The sequence below is a fragment of the Rhizobium sp. KNZ2-6A genome (genome assembly GCF_056755475.1).
Map to the genome: position 1 here is coordinate 150,314 of NZ_JBNDIC010000002.1, position 16,317 is coordinate 166,630.

12 protein-coding genes are annotated in these 16,317 nt (G+C 61.2%); 7 read left to right on the forward strand and 5 right to left on the reverse strand.

Translation table 11 applies throughout. The annotated features are described in order from the left end of the window. Positions 1 to 24 precede the first annotated feature (24 nt). The 6 genes from ACPYOP_RS02195 to ACPYOP_RS02220 all read left to right on the forward strand — a co-directional run bounded on the left by ACPYOP_RS02195 (position 25) and on the right by ACPYOP_RS02220 (position 8,981). Positions 25 to 1,224, forward strand: coding sequence for an MFS transporter (locus ACPYOP_RS02195; protein ID WP_481408749.1), 1,200 nt, complete (start codon positions 25 to 27; stop codon positions 1,222 to 1,224). Positions 1,225 to 1,609: 385 nt separating this feature from the next. Then, entirely contained in the window at positions 1,610 to 3,493 is a 1,884-nt protein-coding gene (locus ACPYOP_RS02200) for an MFS transporter (protein WP_481408750.1), read from the forward strand. 564 nt (positions 3,494 to 4,057) lie between these two features. Next, positions 4,058 to 5,539 carry a sugar ABC transporter ATP-binding protein gene (locus tag ACPYOP_RS02205; protein ID WP_481408861.1) on the forward strand — a complete coding sequence of 494 codons (1,482 nt, stop codon included), beginning with the start codon at positions 4,058 to 4,060 and terminating at the stop codon, positions 5,537 to 5,539. Further along, a complete protein-coding gene (locus ACPYOP_RS02210; protein WP_481408751.1) occupies positions 5,539 to 6,570 on the forward strand; it encodes an ABC transporter permease in 1,032 nt (343 codons plus the stop codon). Before ACPYOP_RS02205 ends, ACPYOP_RS02210 begins: the two co-directional genes overlap by 1 nt. A 40-nt stretch (positions 6,571 to 6,610) precedes the next feature. Further along, positions 6,611 to 7,654: a substrate-binding domain-containing protein gene (locus ACPYOP_RS02215; RefSeq protein WP_481408752.1), complete on the forward strand. Its 1,044-nt coding sequence runs from the start codon at positions 6,611 to 6,613 to the stop codon at positions 7,652 to 7,654. Positions 7,655 to 7,727: 73 nt separating this feature from the next. Beyond that, positions 7,728 to 8,981, forward strand: coding sequence for an LVIVD repeat-containing protein (locus tag ACPYOP_RS02220; protein ID WP_481408753.1), 1,254 nt, complete (start codon positions 7,728 to 7,730; stop codon positions 8,979 to 8,981). A gap of 62 nt (positions 8,982 to 9,043) precedes the next feature. On the opposite strand, the gene mgrA is transcribed toward ACPYOP_RS02220, so the two are convergent. Further along, positions 9,044 to 10,087, reverse strand: coding sequence for an L-glyceraldehyde 3-phosphate reductase (mgrA, locus tag ACPYOP_RS02225; RefSeq protein WP_481408754.1), 1,044 nt, complete (start codon positions 10,085 to 10,087; stop codon positions 9,044 to 9,046). A 165-nt stretch (positions 10,088 to 10,252) separates the two neighbouring features. Next, positions 10,253 to 11,251 carry a GlxA family transcriptional regulator gene (locus tag ACPYOP_RS02230; RefSeq protein ID WP_481408755.1) on the reverse strand — a complete coding sequence of 333 codons (999 nt, stop codon included), beginning with the start codon at positions 11,249 to 11,251 and terminating at the stop codon, positions 10,253 to 10,255. A gap of 89 nt (positions 11,252 to 11,340) precedes the next feature. Between ACPYOP_RS02230 and ACPYOP_RS02235 the strand changes: the two genes are divergently transcribed. Beyond that, positions 11,341 to 12,429 carry a DJ-1/PfpI family protein gene (locus ACPYOP_RS02235; RefSeq protein ID WP_481408756.1) on the forward strand — a complete coding sequence of 363 codons (1,089 nt, stop codon included), beginning with the start codon at positions 11,341 to 11,343 and terminating at the stop codon, positions 12,427 to 12,429. 61 nt (positions 12,430 to 12,490) lie between these two features. Here the strand turns inward: ACPYOP_RS02235 and ACPYOP_RS02240 are convergent, their stop codons facing one another. The 3 genes from ACPYOP_RS02240 to ACPYOP_RS02250 are packed head-to-tail and all read right to left on the reverse strand — an operon-like array spanning position 12,491 to position 16,232. Then, complete coding sequence (locus ACPYOP_RS02240; protein WP_481408757.1) at positions 12,491 to 14,779, reverse strand: xanthine dehydrogenase family protein molybdopterin-binding subunit; 2,289 nt, start codon at positions 14,777 to 14,779, stop codon at positions 12,491 to 12,493. Further along, complete coding sequence (locus ACPYOP_RS02245; protein WP_481408862.1) at positions 14,776 to 15,759, reverse strand: FAD binding domain-containing protein; 984 nt, start codon at positions 15,757 to 15,759, stop codon at positions 14,776 to 14,778. The genes ACPYOP_RS02240 and ACPYOP_RS02245 overlap by 4 nt, the downstream gene beginning before the upstream one ends. Next, entirely contained in the window at positions 15,759 to 16,232 is a 474-nt protein-coding gene (locus tag ACPYOP_RS02250; protein ID WP_481408758.1) for a (2Fe-2S)-binding protein, read from the reverse strand. Before ACPYOP_RS02250 ends, ACPYOP_RS02245 begins: the two co-directional genes overlap by 1 nt. Positions 16,233 to 16,317 lie beyond the last annotated feature (85 nt).

Below are 16,317 nucleotides of genomic sequence, written 5' to 3' on the forward strand. Positions count from 1 at the left end.
GAGCTGGCTGAAAGGAGCTGCGAAATGAACTCGTCCTATCGTTGGGTGATTGTCGGTGCCGGTGCGCTGATGACCTGTGTGGCGCTTGGCGCGATGTTTTCCTTGGCGATCTTTCAGGTGCCCATTGCCACCGACACGGGCTGGTCGCATGCCGGCATCGCCGCCGCCATGACGCTGAACTTTCTCGTCATGGGTTTGGGTGCCTTCGCCTGGGGCGCGGCAAGCGACCGTTTCGGCATCCGCATCGTGGTGATGATCGGAGCGCTGCTGCTCGGGCTTGCACTGGTCCTGGCGAGCCGGGCCGGCTCGCTTCTGCAATTCCAGCTGACCTACGGCATTCTCGTCGGCCTTGCGGCTAGCGCCTTCTTCGCGCCGATGATCGCGGCAACAACCGCCTGGTTCGACAAGGGAAGAGGCCTGGCGGTATCGCTGGTGTCGGCCGGCATGGCCGTCGCGCCGATGACAGTATCGCCTTTCGCCCGCTACCTCATCTCAGCCTATGACTGGCGCTTCGCCATGCTTGTCATCGGTATCATGGCGTGGGTCCTTCTTATCCCGGCGGCACTGCTGGTTCGGCGGGCGCCCGTTCTGGCAGAGACGTCCGGCCTGGGTGGGCAGGCGGAGGAGAAGAGCCTGCCGCTTGGCCAGATCTTCCGCTCGCCGCAATTCATCGTCCTTGGCGCTACCTTCTTTGCCTGCTGCGCGGCCCATTCCGGACCGATCTTCCATATGGTCAGCTATGCCACCATCTGCGGCGTGGGCCCGATGGCTGCGGTCAGCATCTATAGCGTCGAGGGCCTTGCCGGCCTCGGCGGCCGCCTGCTCTACGGCACGCTTGCCGACAGGCTCGGCGTCAAACCGGTGCTGATCGCCGGCCTGCTGGTACAGGCGGCGGCGCTTGCCACCTATCTGCTCGTCAGCGAACTCGGCGAGTTCTATGCGCTGGCGGTCGTCTTCGGGAGCGCCTATGGCGGCGTCATGCCGCTTTATGCTGTGCTTGCGCGCGAATATTTCGGGCCGCGCGTCATCGGCACCGTCTTCGGCGCGGTATCGATGCTCTCAAGCATCGGCATGGCGGCCGGGCCTCTGGTCGGCGGCTGGATCTTCGATAGTTTCGCCAATTACTCATGGCTGTTCATCGGCTCGTCCATGGTCGGGCTTGGAGCCGCCGGTATCGCCCTTGCCTTCCCGCCGATGCGGCGCTTGCGGCTGCAGCCGGCGTGAAATAGGCCCAGAGCAGCACAGAGACGGGCCTGCGACCTCGGGTACGCACGGCACATTTCAAATACGGCTGATGCCAGTCTTCCTGGCGCCAGCCTCGTGACACGAGTCCGCCGCGATAGCGACGGACAGCGATATATTCGTATTTCTTGATGCTTTACGCACAGTTTTCCATAAACGACAGTGGTTGCAGGCATTGCAATTTTCAATTTTTAGCCAACACTCGCAGATGCATCAGGTGCGTGATCTCCCGGCGGAGGAAATCGGGAGAGCACCACTGGCGCGACTTTCCGCGCCCATCGGCAGGAAAGTCCCGCGTAATGTCATTATGGGGGACAAGACACCGGTCTTTTGACCATGTCCCTGGTGCAATTGGGAGGATTAATTTATGGCAACCACGTCCGTGGCCGAGACGAACGGTCGAGGCATGACCCGGGAAGAGAAGAAGGTCATCTTCGCCTCTTCGCTCGGTACAGTGTTCGAATGGTACGACTTCTATCTCTATGGGTCGCTGGCCGCTTTCATCGGTGCGGCCTTCTTCAGCGACTATCCGGAGGCGACCCGCAATCTCTTTGCCCTCCTGGCCTTCGCCGCGGGCTTTCTCGTCAGGCCATTCGGCGCCCTGGTCTTCGGACGCATCGGCGACCTCGTGGGACGCAAATATACCTTCCTCGTCACGATCCTGATCATGGGCCTCTCGACCTTTCTGGTCGGCATTCTTCCGGGTGCGGCAAGCTGGGGCATCGCCGCCCCTGTCATCCTGATCATCCTGCGCCTGCTGCAGGGCCTGGCGCTTGGCGGTGAATATGGTGGCGCCGCCACCTATGTCGCCGAGCATGCGCCCGACAACAAGCGTGGCTACTATACGTCCTGGATCCAGACGACGGCAACGCTCGGCCTGTTCCTGTCGCTGATCGTCATCCTGATCGTCCAGAACGCCCTCGGCAAGGAAGCCTTTGCCGCCTGGGGCTGGCGTATTCCCTTCCTACTGTCCTGCCTATTGCTCGCCATCTCCGTCTGGATCCGGTTGTCGCTCAGTGAATCGCCGGCCTTCAAGAAAATGAAAGAAGAAGGCAGAGGCTCCAAGGCGCCGCTCTCCGAGGCCTTTGGCCAATGGAAGAATGCAAAGATCGCCCTCATCGCCCTGCTCGGCCTCACCGCCGGTCAGGCGGTCGTCTGGTATGCCGGCCAGTTCTACTCGCTGTTCTTCCTGCAGAACGTGTTGAAGGTCGACGGCCAATCGGTCAATATCATGATCGCGATCGCGCTTCTGATCGGCAGCGGCTTCTTCGTATTCTTCGGCTGGCTTTCCGACAAGATCGGCCGCAAGCCGATCATCATGGCGGGTCTCGCGCTGGCGATCCTGACCTATTTCCCGCTGTTCAAGGCGTTGACCCATGCGGCAAATCCGGCACTCGCCCAGGCGGAGCAGACGATCCGCGCCACGGTGACGGCCGCGCCTGGCGATTGCACATTCCAGTTTAATCCTGTGGGAACCGCCAAGTTCAACAATTCGTGCGACATCGCCACGTCGTTCCTGTCGAAGTCGTCCGTACCCTATACGGTTGTCGAAGGTCCTGCCGGCCAACCGGCAACCGTCAAGGTCGGTGACGCAACCGTAACGTCCTATGACGCCACGGCCGCCGCCGCAGGTGCCGCGGCCAAGAGCGCCGTCTTCACGCATGACATGAACCTCGCTTTGCAAAAGGTGGGCTTCCCGCTCGCCCGCGATGCCGCCAAGGTTCCGGATGCCAAGCTCGACGCCTTCATCGCCGCCAACCCGGAACTTGGGTTGAATGCCGCAACCGTGCGCGCAGGCGACAAGACGGTGACGCCCGTTGCCGATCTCGTAAAGGCGAAACTGCTGACGGCGGATCAGGCCGGCGGCGCAACCGAGATGCCGGTCTATACCGTCGCCAAGGGCGGCGCCTTCAAGATGGTCGCCGATCCCTCGGCCATCAATTGGCCTTTGACCATCCTCATCCTGACGATCCTCGTCATCTATGTGACGATGGTCTATGGCCCGATTGCCGCCATCCTGGTGGAGATGTTCCCGACCCGCATCCGCTATACCGGCATGTCGCTGCCCTATCATATCGGCAACGGCTGGTTCGGCGGCCTGCTGCCGGCAACGGTCTTCGCCATGAGTGCCGCCACGGGCGATATCTACTACGGTCTCTGGTATCCGATCGCGATCGCTGCGATGACGCTCGTCATCGGCCTTATCTTCGTTCGCGAAACCAAGGGCGTCGATCTCAACGCCATCAAGTAATCGCTGGAAAGCCCGGCCTGCGCTATGTTGCAGGCCGGGCTTTTCTTCACTTGCCTTAGAGGGCTTGATTGACGCGTGTTCAGGCCCCGCAAAGAGCGTGCAGCAATACCAAGAAGGAAAAGAGCACCATAAGGCCGGCCAGGACGTGTTGCAGGATCGACCAGACGCGTCGGCTTGCGGTGAGACTCGGTCGGGTTGCAAGGGATGCAAGGTAAAGAACTGTGTCCATAAAGACTCCTGGCGCATATATCCGAATGGGCGAAACGAATGCCGTCACGATTGCGGAAATCCGCGATATCTGAGCCTTTATATTGTCTACAAAATTAGTAGACTAAAGGAAGAGTTTTTCGGCTCTCCTGGCATTTCGGATAAATTAAACTCACGCGCCGCAGGGCACATATTGCCCGATTGATCTCCTCGCCAAACGACTGAGATCGCGAATAAAGCCAAACAAAAACCGAATGAAAATTTATTCTATAGAATAAATCAACAAAGCAAGGCCGATCCTTGTGATTGGGCGGCAGTGGCTTACGAGTGTCGCAGACAATCATCGAGCCTGCACGCATGCCCTTGCTGAATATCCAAAATCTCTCGCTTGCCTTCGGCTCGACACAAGCCTTGGCGGGCGCGTCGCTGACCATCGACCGCGGCGAAATCGTCGCGCTGATGGGGGCCAACGGCGCTGGAAAATCGACTTTGGTAAAGATCCTGTCGGGCATTCACCACGCCGATTCAGGCAGGATCTTATGGAACGGCAATGATTATCAAGCCGCTAGCCCAGCCGAGGCTGTAGCCCAAGGCATCGTCACCGTGCACCAATCCACCGACGTCGTCGGGGTGGCGGGCCTTTCGGTGGCGGATGCCCTTCTGCTCAATCAATTCGTCGACGGGCGACAGCCCTTCTTCCTGTCGAAGCGCTCGGTACGACGAAAGGCTGAGGCCATCCTGTCGGAAGCCGGTTTCGACCTGCCGCTCGATCGTGATTTCGGCGACCTCGGCACGGCGGACCGGCAGATGGTTGCCATTGCCCGCGCCCTGTCGAACAAGGCGCAGCTGCTGATCCTGGACGAACCGACGGCAAGCCTTTCCGCGCGCGAGACGGGCCGCCTTTACGACATCGTCCGTCAGCTGAAAGCGCGCGGCCTCGGCATTCTCTACATCTCGCATCGAACAGCCGATCTCGATGCTCTCGCCGATCGCGTCGAGATTCTGCGCGGCGGCCGCAATGTCGGCGCCTTCACGCGCCCCGTCGATTTCAATGCTGCCATCGAAACCATGATCGGACGATCGATGACGGCCGCCCGCCCGCACCGGCGCGAGCAGTTCGACCGGACGGTGCTGGAGCTTCAGGGCGTGCGGCTGCTTGCTGGCAGCCCGCCGATCGATCTCAAGCTTCATGCCGGCGAGGTCGTGGCGATTACCGGCGTTCTCGGCGCGGGCAAGAGCCGGCTTCTCTCTGCCCTTTTCGGCCTCGAACGCTTCGCCGCCGGCAACGCTCTTCTCGATGGCGCCCCCTTTGAGCCCGCCTCGCCGGCGGAGGCAATCGCGCGCGGCGTCGTCATGGCAGCCACCGATCGACATCGCTCCTCCCTCATGCCGCGGGACTGGCCGGGCGAGAGCATTGCGGCCACGATCAGCCTGCCGCACCTGAAACAATGGTATCCATCCGGCTTCCTGTTTTCCGGACGAGAGGCCCGTGAAGGCGAAAAGGCCATTCGCCGCCTCGGCATCAAGGCGTCTGGCCCGGACGCATCCGTCTGGTCCCTGTCGGGCGGCAATCAGCAAAAGGTCGTGCTTGCGCGCTGGGAGGCGGAGCCGAGCCGCCTGCTGCTGCTCGACGAACCTTTCCAGGGCGTCGATGTCGGCGCCCGCCAGGACATTATCACCGCCATCCGCGCCCATACCGAGCGCGCCACCCTGATCGCGACATCCGATCCGGAAGAGGCGCTCGAAGTCGCCGACCGGGTGCTGCTGATGGAGCACCACACACTGAAAGAAGTCGCTCATGCGAGTGCCGGCGATCGACAGAATGAGGAATATGCCTGATGAGTGAAGGAACCGTCCAAATCCCCAAGCAGAAGGCAGTCGATAGCGCGATATCGGCGCGGGAATTCGTGCGGCGGGGAGCGGTATTTTTCCTCCTCCTTGCTCTCGTCATCATCTTCAGTTTCGCCCAGCCGGCCTTCATCAACATCAGCAATCTGATGAGCATCCTGCAGGCGGTTTCGGTCGTCGCCATCATCGGCGCGGGCGTTACCGTGACGCTTGCTATCGGCGGTTTCGATCTTTCCGTCGGCGCGGTGGCGGCCTCGAGCGTCATGGCCGCCAGCTATGCCATGATCGTCCTCAATCTCAACGCCTATGAGACCGTGCCACTGGTGCTTGCCTTCGGCGCGATCGTCGGGCTCGTCAATGCCTTGCTGATCGTTCGGCTGAAGGTGCCGGATCTGCTCGCCACGCTCGCGACCATGTTCCTGTTGACCGGGCTGCAACTGATCCCGACGGCGGGGCGCTCGATCTCGGTGGGCCTCATCCTTCCGGATGGCACGACGGCGACGGGCAAGGTCGATCCTGCCTTCCTGACGATCGGACGATCGAGCCTGTTCGGCGCCATCCCCTTCCCGGTCATTCTCATGCTGATCGTAGCCTTCGTTCTCTTTGTTCTCACCGAACGCACACGCCTTGGCCGCCTTCTCTACGCGACCGGCGGCAATGAAGCTGCGACCAGGCTCGCCGGCGCCAATATCGCTCGCCTGAAGACCTTTGCCTATGTGCTTTCAGGCACTCTTGCCTCGCTCGGCGGCATCATCGTCGCTGCCCGCGTCGGCCGTGGCGACGTCTCCTCCGGCGGCTCGCTCTTGATGGATTCGGTGGCAGCCTCGCTCATCGGCTTTGCCGTGCTCGGATTACGCCGTCCGAACGTTCTCGGCACCACGATCGGTGCCGTCTTTGTCGGCGTGCTTCTGAACGGCCTGACGATGCTGAACGCGCCCTATTACACGCAGGACTTCATCAAGGGCGCCGTTCTCGTCGGTGCGCTTGCGCTTACCTATGGGATCAGCCGCGGCAAGGCGTGATCCCGCCACTCATCCCAACCTAACATTCCATGGATTTTCAATGATCAAATTATTCAAAACCATCGCTTCGGCTGTTGTCGCCGGCTCTCTCTTCGTGACCGCGGCGTCGGCGGCGGGCCTCAGCGGCGCGCCTGTTCCCTTCGATAAGAGAACGGTCAATATCGCCGTCATCAGCTTCCTCGGTAGCGGTGACTGGCTGCAGGCCTTCGAAGCCGGCGTCAAACGGCAGGCCGATGCACTCGGCGTGAACCTCACCGTTTCACAGGCTCGCAACGACAACGACACGCAGCGCAATCTTGTCGAGCAAGCGATCAATCTCGGCGTCGACGGCATCATCATCAACAATGGCCGACCGGAAGTCTTGAAGGATGTCGCGCAGAAGGCGCTCGACAAGGGCATCAAGGTCGTCGCTTATGACGTCAATCTCGACAATCCGCAAATCCCGCAGATCGAGCAGAGCGACAGGGATATGGCCAAGCTCGTGCTCAACCAGGCGGTCAAGGACAAGGGTGATGGGTTCACCGGCGGTGCCGTCTATGTCGCCGGCTTCGCGCCGCTCGACCGCCGCTATGCGGTGTGGAAGGATTTCATCGTCAAGCACAATCTGAAGGAAAAGGCCGTATGGGGCGTGGTCAATGACACCGTTCCCGCCTCCGTCGCCGACCAGACCAAGGCGGTGCTGCGCGCCAATCCGGATATTTCGGTGATCTTCACGCCATGGGACGAATTCGCAAAAGGCGCGAAGCTCGCGATCGACGAACTCGGCCTTTCCAGCCAGGTGAAGATCTATGGCGTCGACACCTCGACCGCCGATATCCAGTTGATGGTCGAGCCGGACAGCGCCTGGGTCGCGACCGCTGCCACGAACGCGGCCGTCGTCGGCGAAGTTTCCGTCCGCGCCGTTTCGCTTGCCATTGCCGGCCAGTCCCCGGGCCGTTCGGTTCTCCTTCAGCCGACGCTCATCACCCGCGACGATCTCGTCAGCAACAAGATCGGCACAATCGAGGAGCTGCAGCAGAAATTCCCGGCCTTCCTGAAGCGCGATGCCGCAACTGCTTCCTGGATTCCGGCTGCCAAGAACTGAGCCTTACCGACCGCTTTCGCAGGCGCCGCCCGCAAGGGCGGCCCTTTTCGTTCCCCTATGCGTGAGAAGACCCATGGCATCGATCGACCTGCCCAAACCCGATTTTGCCCGCAACATGACGCTGGTCGGCCACAGCGATATTGGCGGCCGCGGCGATGGACTGCAATTGATGGTTCATCGCGGCTACGCCTATGTCGCCCATCCCTGGTCGCAGGGCTTCTCGATCGTTGACGTACGCGACGCGAAGAACCCGAAGACAGTCAATTACGTGCCGGCGCCGGCCAATACTTGGAACATCCATCTGCAAACGCATGACGACCTGCTGCTGGTCATCAACGCACTCGACCTTTTCGCAGATGTGGAAACATTCACGGACGAGAAGGCTTACTATACGCAATCCGTCGGCGAGACGGTCGCCTCCAGAAAGCGCGAGCGCGCCTGGACGGCCGGTATGAGCGTGTTCGATATTTCCATTCCGGACAGGCCGCGCAGGATCGGCAAGCTGGATGTCGAGGGCGTCGGCTTGCATCGTCTCTGGTATGTCGGCGGCCGCTATGCCTATGCCTCGGCGCTGCTCGACGGCTTTACCGACTATATCTTCGTCACCATCGACATGGCCGACCCGACCAGGCCGGCGCTTGTCGGCCAATGGTGGCTTCCCGGCATGAACCGGGCGGCGGGAGAAACGCCTGATTGGGGCGACGGCAAGCGTTACGCCCTGCACCATGCGCTGGTTCACGGCGACACCGCCTATGCCTGCTGGCGCGATGGCGGCCTGACGCTTCTCGATATCAAGGACCATGCCGCACCCAAGCTCATCAAGCATCATAACTGGTGCCCGCCCTATGGCGGCGGCACGCATTCGCCGCTGCCGCTTCCCGGCCGCGATCTTCTTGTCGTGGCGGATGAAGCCGTGCTGGACAATGAGGAAGACGGCCGGAAACATACCTGGATCTTCGACATCCGCGTGCCCGAAAATCCGATTAGCATCTCGACCTTCCCTATTCCCGCCGAGATCGACTATACGAAGAAGGGCGGCCATTTCGGCCCGCATAATCTGCACGAAAACCGGCCCGGCTCGTTCGTCTCCGAGACGCTGATCTTTGCGACTTGGCAGAATGCCGGCATTCGCGCCTTCGATATTTCCGACCCCTATCGCCCGGTCGAAACGGGCGCTCTCGTGCCCGCGGGGCCGGCTGTCATGACCGACCGCCGTCCCGGCCGTCCGAAAGTCATCCAGTCCGCCGACGTCTTTGTGGATGCCAGGGGTCTGATCTATGCGACGGATTACAATGCCGGACTTGAGATCATAGAATATGGCGGCTGACAGCGAGCTTAGCTCCCGCAAAGGAGATCTGCCCGACATTTCGGGCAGATCCGTCAATCGTATCAGACGGCCTCGTCATGCGAGGGCTTTTCCCAAAGATTGATACCGCCTTCGACGGCATAACGATCGATCTCGGCGAGTTCCTCGGGGCTGAATGTGAGGTCGTTCAGGGCCGCCACGTTTTCCTCGACCTGACGCGCCGAGCTTGCACCGATCAAGGCCGACGTCACGCGCGGATCCCTAAGAACCCAGGCGATGGCAAGCTGGGCGAGCGACTGGCCGCGACGCTTGGCGATCTCGTTGAGCGCCCGGGCGCGATCGATGTTTTCCTCTTTCAAATGCTCCGGACGCAGGAAGTCCCCGCCCGGCCGGTTGACGCGGGCATCCTGCGGAACGCCGTTGAGATACTTGTTGGTGAGCAGGCCCTGGGCGAGCGGCGTGAAGGCGATGATACCGGCTCCGACTTCGTCCGTCGCGGCAAGCAAATCCTTCTCGACCCAGCGATTGAAGAGATTATAGGCCGGCTGATTGATCAGAAGCGGCACCTGTCGCTCCCTCAGAAGCGCTGCGATTTCGCGCGTCTTGTTGCCGGAATAGGACGATACACCGACATAAAGCGCCTTGCCCTGTCGGACCGCCTGAGCAAGCGCATCGGCCGTTTCTTCCAGAGGCGTCTCCGCATCGAAGCGATGGGAATAGAAGATATCGACATAATCGACGCCGAGCCGGGTGAGGCTCTGGTCAAGGCTGGAAAGCAGCGCCTTTTTCGATCCGCCGCCGCGCCCATAGGGACCCGGCCACATATCCCAACCCGCCTTGGACGAGATGATCAGCTCGTCGCGATAAGCGGCCAGATCCTGTTTCAGGATATGCCCGAAATTGATCTCGGCGCTTCCGGCCGGCGGACCGTAATTGTTGGCAAGGTCGAAATGCGTGATGCCGAGATCGAACGCCTTGAAGAGGATCGACCTTTGCGTATCGAGAGGCGTCGTATCGCCGAAATTGTGCCAGAGGCCGAAAGAGATGGCAGGCAATTTGAGGCCGCTTCGACCGACGCGGCGGAAATGGGCCGAGTCATAGCGTTCCGGATCGGGGCGGTAGGTCATGAATTGTGTTCCTGTCGGTCAAATTATGCGGGGTGACGATACGGGCACAGAATGGCAGAGAGGCATTCGATGAGAAGCCAATCCATATTTTTTATCGACCAGAGAGGAGAAGTTTTTTCCAGAACGGCATGAGGCGACATGTGGGTGACGAGGCTGACCTTGTCGTCAGGCGCCTGTACCGAAACGTGCCCGGTAAAAGCCGGGGGTCACGGCAAGATGCTTGATAAATGCCCTGTGCAGGGTATCGAGGCTTGCAAAGCCCGAGCGCTCCGCAATGCGGGCCAATGGCCAGTCGGAACTTTCGAGCAATGCCTTTGCCCGGTCGACCCGTGCGGCTTCGACGAATTGCGCCGGCGTCGTTCCAGTCTCCCTGCGGAAGTTGCGCAAAAATGTGCGTTCGCTCATCCCGACCCGGCTGGCAAGAGCACCCACTGAAAGATCCCCTGTCGGATCATCGATGATCTCGTTCAGAAGCTTTCGTATTGGGGGCGTTGCATTTGCCTGAAGGGCCAGGCCCGCACCGAACTGTGATTGTCCGCCCGGCCGGCGCATGAACAGCACCATTTGCCGCGCGACAGCCAGGGCTGTCTTTGAGCCACAATCGGCCTCGACAAGCGCCAGGCACAGATCGATACCAGCCGTAATTCCGGCCGAAGTGAAGACGGGTGGCTCCGCAACGAAGATAGCGTCCGGCTCGACATCGATTTGCGGGCGCAGCTCCTTCAACAGAGCACAGGAATTCCAATGGGTGGTGGCGCGCTTGCCATCGAGGAAACCGCCGGCCGCAAGTATGAACGCACCGGTACAGACACTCGCCATCCGTCTAAGGGATTTTGTCCTGGAGTGCAGCCAGGCGATCAGATCAGTCCGAAATATGACCTCGCGAAGCCCCTCTTCGCTTCCGCCGGCGATGAGGACGGTATCGAGATCATCAGGCAGCCGCTCCAGGCGTTGGCTCTCGCCGAACATCAGCCCGCCGGCCGAACTGCTCTTGACGGTCCCGCCCGCCGGAGAGGCAAGCAGAACCTCATAGGGCACCACACCCTCCGGCACATGCAAGTTCGCCATCGCGAAGACCTCCATCGGTCCGACGATATCGAGCGCCTGTACACCATCATAACCAATGACGGCGATGCGCCGGGGTGAAAGTGCAAAATCCGGCATTGGCGGAAAATGCGATATCTTTGACATTTCCGCCAGATGGGCCGACCGATATTTTTGAAGGCGTGACATCACAATGCCGGACACGCGCCATGTATCACTTCGATCTCAGAACTCTGCTTCTTTCGCTGCTCACACTTACCCTTGCGATTTTCTTTCTCGAAGGAGCTGCGACAGCAGCCGAAAACACCATTCAGCTCACTCGGCCGAAAGCCGGACGAACACGCCCCCTGATCGCCATTGCCGCTGACAACCAAGGCACGGAGACGACTGATCTCATTATCCCCTATGGCATCATACGCAGCGCCGGCGTTGCCGATGTGGCGATTGTTTCGACACAGGCCGGTATCGTGAACCTGATGCCAGCGCTGACAATCAAGCCCGATGCGACAATATCGGACTTTGACCGCAACCATCCCGAAGGCGCCGATATCGTCATCGTTCCCGCCATGCATGACGACAGGAACCGCGACATCATCGCCTGGATCCGCAAGCAATCCTCAAAGGGTGCAAAGATCGTCTCGATCTGTGAAGGTGCATGGCTTGCAGCACGGGCCGGCGTATTTGACGGCAGGCGCGCCACGACGCATTGGTATGCCTTCGACAAGATGCGCGATGCCTTTCCGAAAACCAGCTGGGTCCATGATCAACGCTATGTTGCCGACGGCAACGTCGTCAGTACCACCGGCGTCACCGCCTCTATCCCCACCTCGCTGGCGCTCGTGGAGGCTATTGCCGGCTCGCAAAAGGCGCGCTCCATCGCCACCCACATGGGCGTCGATGATTGGAGCAGCGTACATGACTCATCGCTGTTTCATATGACGACAGGCCGCCTATGGCGTTTCGCCGGCAACTACCTTGCCTTCTGGAACCATGAAACCATTCGTCTGCCCGCTCAGGATGGCTTTGATGAGATTGCCCTGGCGCTGACCGCGGACGCATGGTCGAGAACCTATCGCTCACGAGCGATCGTTGCGGAAACGGCTAAATCCATCCGTTCGCGCAATGGTCTGGTTCTCGTGCCGGACCTATCGTTCGACACCGGTGCCTCGGTTCTGGAAGTACCAGCGCTTCCCGCAGCCCAAGCGCTTGATCATGCCCTCGCTCAAATCGCTGCCCGTTACGGTGTTCGCACCTCGGACATCGTCAAACTGCAGCTCGAATATCCGGCAAAACACTGAGCCGACCGCTCGTTGGCTCAGTGAAGATCATGGCAGCCGCTGCGGCTCGGACAAAACAGCTCTACAACAGCTTCTCCAAGGTGATCGGCAGGTCGCGGACGCGCTTGCCGGTCGCATGGAATACGGCGTTGGCGATCGCCGGCGCCACGCCGACGATGCCGACTTCGCCGACGCCCTTGCCGCCGAGCGCCGAAGCGTTGAAATCCGGCACGCCGACGGAGATCACCTGGATATCCGGAATGTCGGAATTCGTCGGCACGAGGTAATCGCCGACATTGTTGTTGACGGTTCGCCCGTTGCGAGGATCGACCAATCCTTCCTCGAGAAGCGCCTGGCCGATGCCCATGATGATGCCGCCGCGCCACTGGCTCTCGACCAGCTTGGGATTATAGAGGCGGCCGCAATCGAAGGCGGAGACCATGCGGGAGACACGCACCGTGCCAAAGTCCTCATCGACCCGAACTTCGGCGAAATGGGCGCACCAGCTGTGCATCGAATAATCACCCATGGTCGGCCCTTGAACCCTCGCCATGGTGGTCCAGGCCTGGAGCTGCTCCTGGGCGTTCGCACCGTCAGGCAGCGTATTGCGCCGGACTTCGATCTCCTCGCGCTTGAGTGCGGACATCAGTTCGGACAGCGTCAGCGAAGGCGTTTCACCGCGCGGTGCTGCGATGCGCCCCCCGGCGAAATTCAGCGTATTCGCGCCCGTATCGCGGAACGGCGAGTTGGCATCGCTGAGCGCAAGGCCGATAAGCTCGTCGCGGGCCGCGACCGCAGCCTTATGGACGGCACCCATGATCGATCCGGCCAGCATCGAGCCGCCGGCGATCGCCGAGCCCGGCAGGCGTGAATCGCCGAGATGGACTTCGACCTGATCCACCGGAATACCGAAGACCTCAGCGGCACTCTGGGCAAGGATGGTATAGGTCCCCTGCCCCATGTCGATCGCGCCGCTGACGACCTCGACCCTGCCGTTCACGAGAATGCGGATCATCGCCTCGCTCGGCGCCCGAATGACCGGGAAAGTGCCGCAGCCGATGCCCCAACCGATCAGGGTCTTGCCGTCGCGCATCGAACGCGGCGCGTGGCTGCGCCGCGACCAGCCGAAGGCTTCAGCGCCTTCGGTCAAGGCTTCGCGCAGCCGGCGTGTCGACCATGGCTTGCCGGACTGATAGTCGTGGTCGGCATAGTTCTTCAGCCTGAGTTCGAGCGGGTCCATGCCAAGCTTGTAGGCCAGTTCCTCGATCGCACATTCGATACCGTATGCACTCGGGTTTTTGCCCGGGCCGCGCAAGGCGCCGGGCGTCACGCTATTGACCGGCACGACGCGATGCTGCGAGGAGAAATTCTCGACCTTATAGAGGATTGACGTTGCCGCCCCGGTCTGTTCCGGCCAGTCCGCTTCGAGCGAGGTTTCGCTGGCGCCGCGATGAACGATCGCCTGCAGGATGCCATCCTCCGTCGCGCCAAGCGCGATCTTCTGTCTGGTCCCGGCGCGCCCGCCATAGCTCGTGAAATTCTGCGGCCGGGTGACCGCAAGCTTCACCGGCCGGCCAAGCTTTCTGGCCGCCGCAATCGCGACGGCACCATAAGCGAGCGGCTGCCCCTTGGAGCCGAAACCGCCGCCGATGAACGGTGAGATGATGCGGACATTCTCATAGGGCATGTCGAACCATTCGGAATACATGCGCGCCATGCCATGCGACCACTGGCTGGGTTCCCAGATCGTTAGCTGGTCGCCGTCCCACCTCGCCGTCAGCCCATGCGGCTCCATCGCGACATGATATTCGCGCGGTGTCGAATATTCCGCTTCGATCCGCACCGGGGAAGCGGCAAGTGCAGCCTCGGCATCTCCCCAGACAATCGAAAGCGGTTCCATGAGTTTGCCTTCTCCGGCATTTGGATCTTTGAGATCGGCGACATGCTTGCTCTCTTCATAGGTGATGCGTACCAGTCCCGCCGCCTCCGTCGCCTGCTCGCGGCTTCCGGCCACGACGGCGGCGATCGACTGGCCATTGAACTGCACCTCGCGCGGCAGCGGATAATAGGGTCCCTCGGCGGGCTTGTTGCCGCCCCAGTCGGCACCGAGCTTGAGACCGAGATCGTCCTCCGGCGTCAACACCAGCAGCACGCCCGGCATTGCGAGCGCTGCCGATGTGTCGACCGTTACGACACGGCCAGCCGGGATCGTGCTCTGGACGAGGACGGCGTAAGCGAGGTTTTCGACCGGATATTCCAGCGCATAGGTCGCCGTGCCCGTCACCTTCATATTGCCTTCGAAGCGCGATTGACGGCCACCGACCGTGCCGTCGGAAGCATCGCCATGCTTGCGGGGTTCCATCATGGTCATGCAAGGCCTCCCATTTTCAGAATGGCGCGGGCGATAACGCGCGGCGCAAGTTCGATCTTGTAGCGGTTGCCGCCATGCGCGACGGCACCCTCCAGAGCGAGACGGCTGGCCTTCTCCACGAGTTCAGCATCGAGAACTTTGCCGACGAGCACCTGCTCGACGGCTTGTGCCCGCCAGGGCCTGGTGGCGACGCCGCCGATCGCCACGCGGATATCGCGCACGGTCCTGCCGTCGGCTTCGAGCTCCAGGCCAACGGCGGCGCTTGCTGCGGCGAATTCATAGGACTGCCGGTCGCGGATCTTGATATAGGTCGAGTTCCGCGCAGCAGCGGAAGCAGGGATAGTGATGGTGGTGATGATTTCGCCGCGCTGCAAGACGGTTTCCTTGTCCGGCGTATCGCCGGGCGCAAGGAAGAAATCGTCGACGGTCACCTTGCGGCTATCCGTCTCCACGATGGCGTCGAACGCGACCAGAGCAACCGCCAGATCGCCGGGATACGAGGCGATGCAGGCCTCGCTCGTTCCAAGCACGGCGTGATTGCGGGTGACGCCGCCGATCGCCGCGCAGCCGGAACCGGGATTGCGCTTGTTGCAAGCCGAAAAGGTACCCGGATCGCGGAAATAGGGGCAGCGCGTCCGTTGCAGGAGATTGCCGCCGATCGTTGCCATGTTGCGAAGCTGAGCGGACGCAGCCAGTGCCAGCGATTCTGAAACCGCCGGGAAGGCCATTTGGATATCCTCGTGGTCGGCCACCTCGCTCATCCTGGCAAGCGCGCCTATCCTGGCGCCGGCTGCATCGACCGCGATGCCGCTCATGCCGGAAAGATGGGTAATATCGACGACCGTGTCCGGTTCGCTCACCCCGCATTTGGCGAGATCGAGCAGCGTCGTGCCGCCGGCAAGGATCATCGCACCGGCCTGTTGGGCCGCCTGACCGGCTTCGGCCGTGGATGTGGCGCACAGATAGGAAAAGTTTCGCATCATGCCACCTCCGCTGCCTGGCGCACCGCCGCAACGATGCTATTATACGCCCCGCACCGACAGAGATTACCGGACATGTATTCGCGGATCTCCGCGTCCGAGCCGGCATGTCCCTCGCGAATGCAGGCGACCGCCGACATGATCTGGCCTGGCGTGCAATAGCCGCATTGGAAGGCGTCGTGTTCGATGAACGCGGCCTGCACCGGATGCAGGTCGCCGGCGTCTCCGGCCAGTCCTTCGATCGTCGTGATCTCGCGGCCCTCGACCTGCGCGGCAAGCGTCAGACAGGAGAGCACGCGCTTGCCGTCGACATGGCAGGTACAGGCGCCGCACTGGCCCTGATCACAGCCCTTTTTGGTGCCTGGGAGGGAGAGATGCTCGCGCAGCGCATCGAGCAGTGTCACGCGCGGCTCGAGATCGAGTTCGCGACGCTCTCCATTGATGTCAAGCGCGATATGGATGGTTCGTGTCATGATAAGCTCCTGCCATCGTCACGAAAATGAGACCTACGAAATCTAGTAGCGTCTATTCGTCGGTCTACCGGTTGCTATATGATTT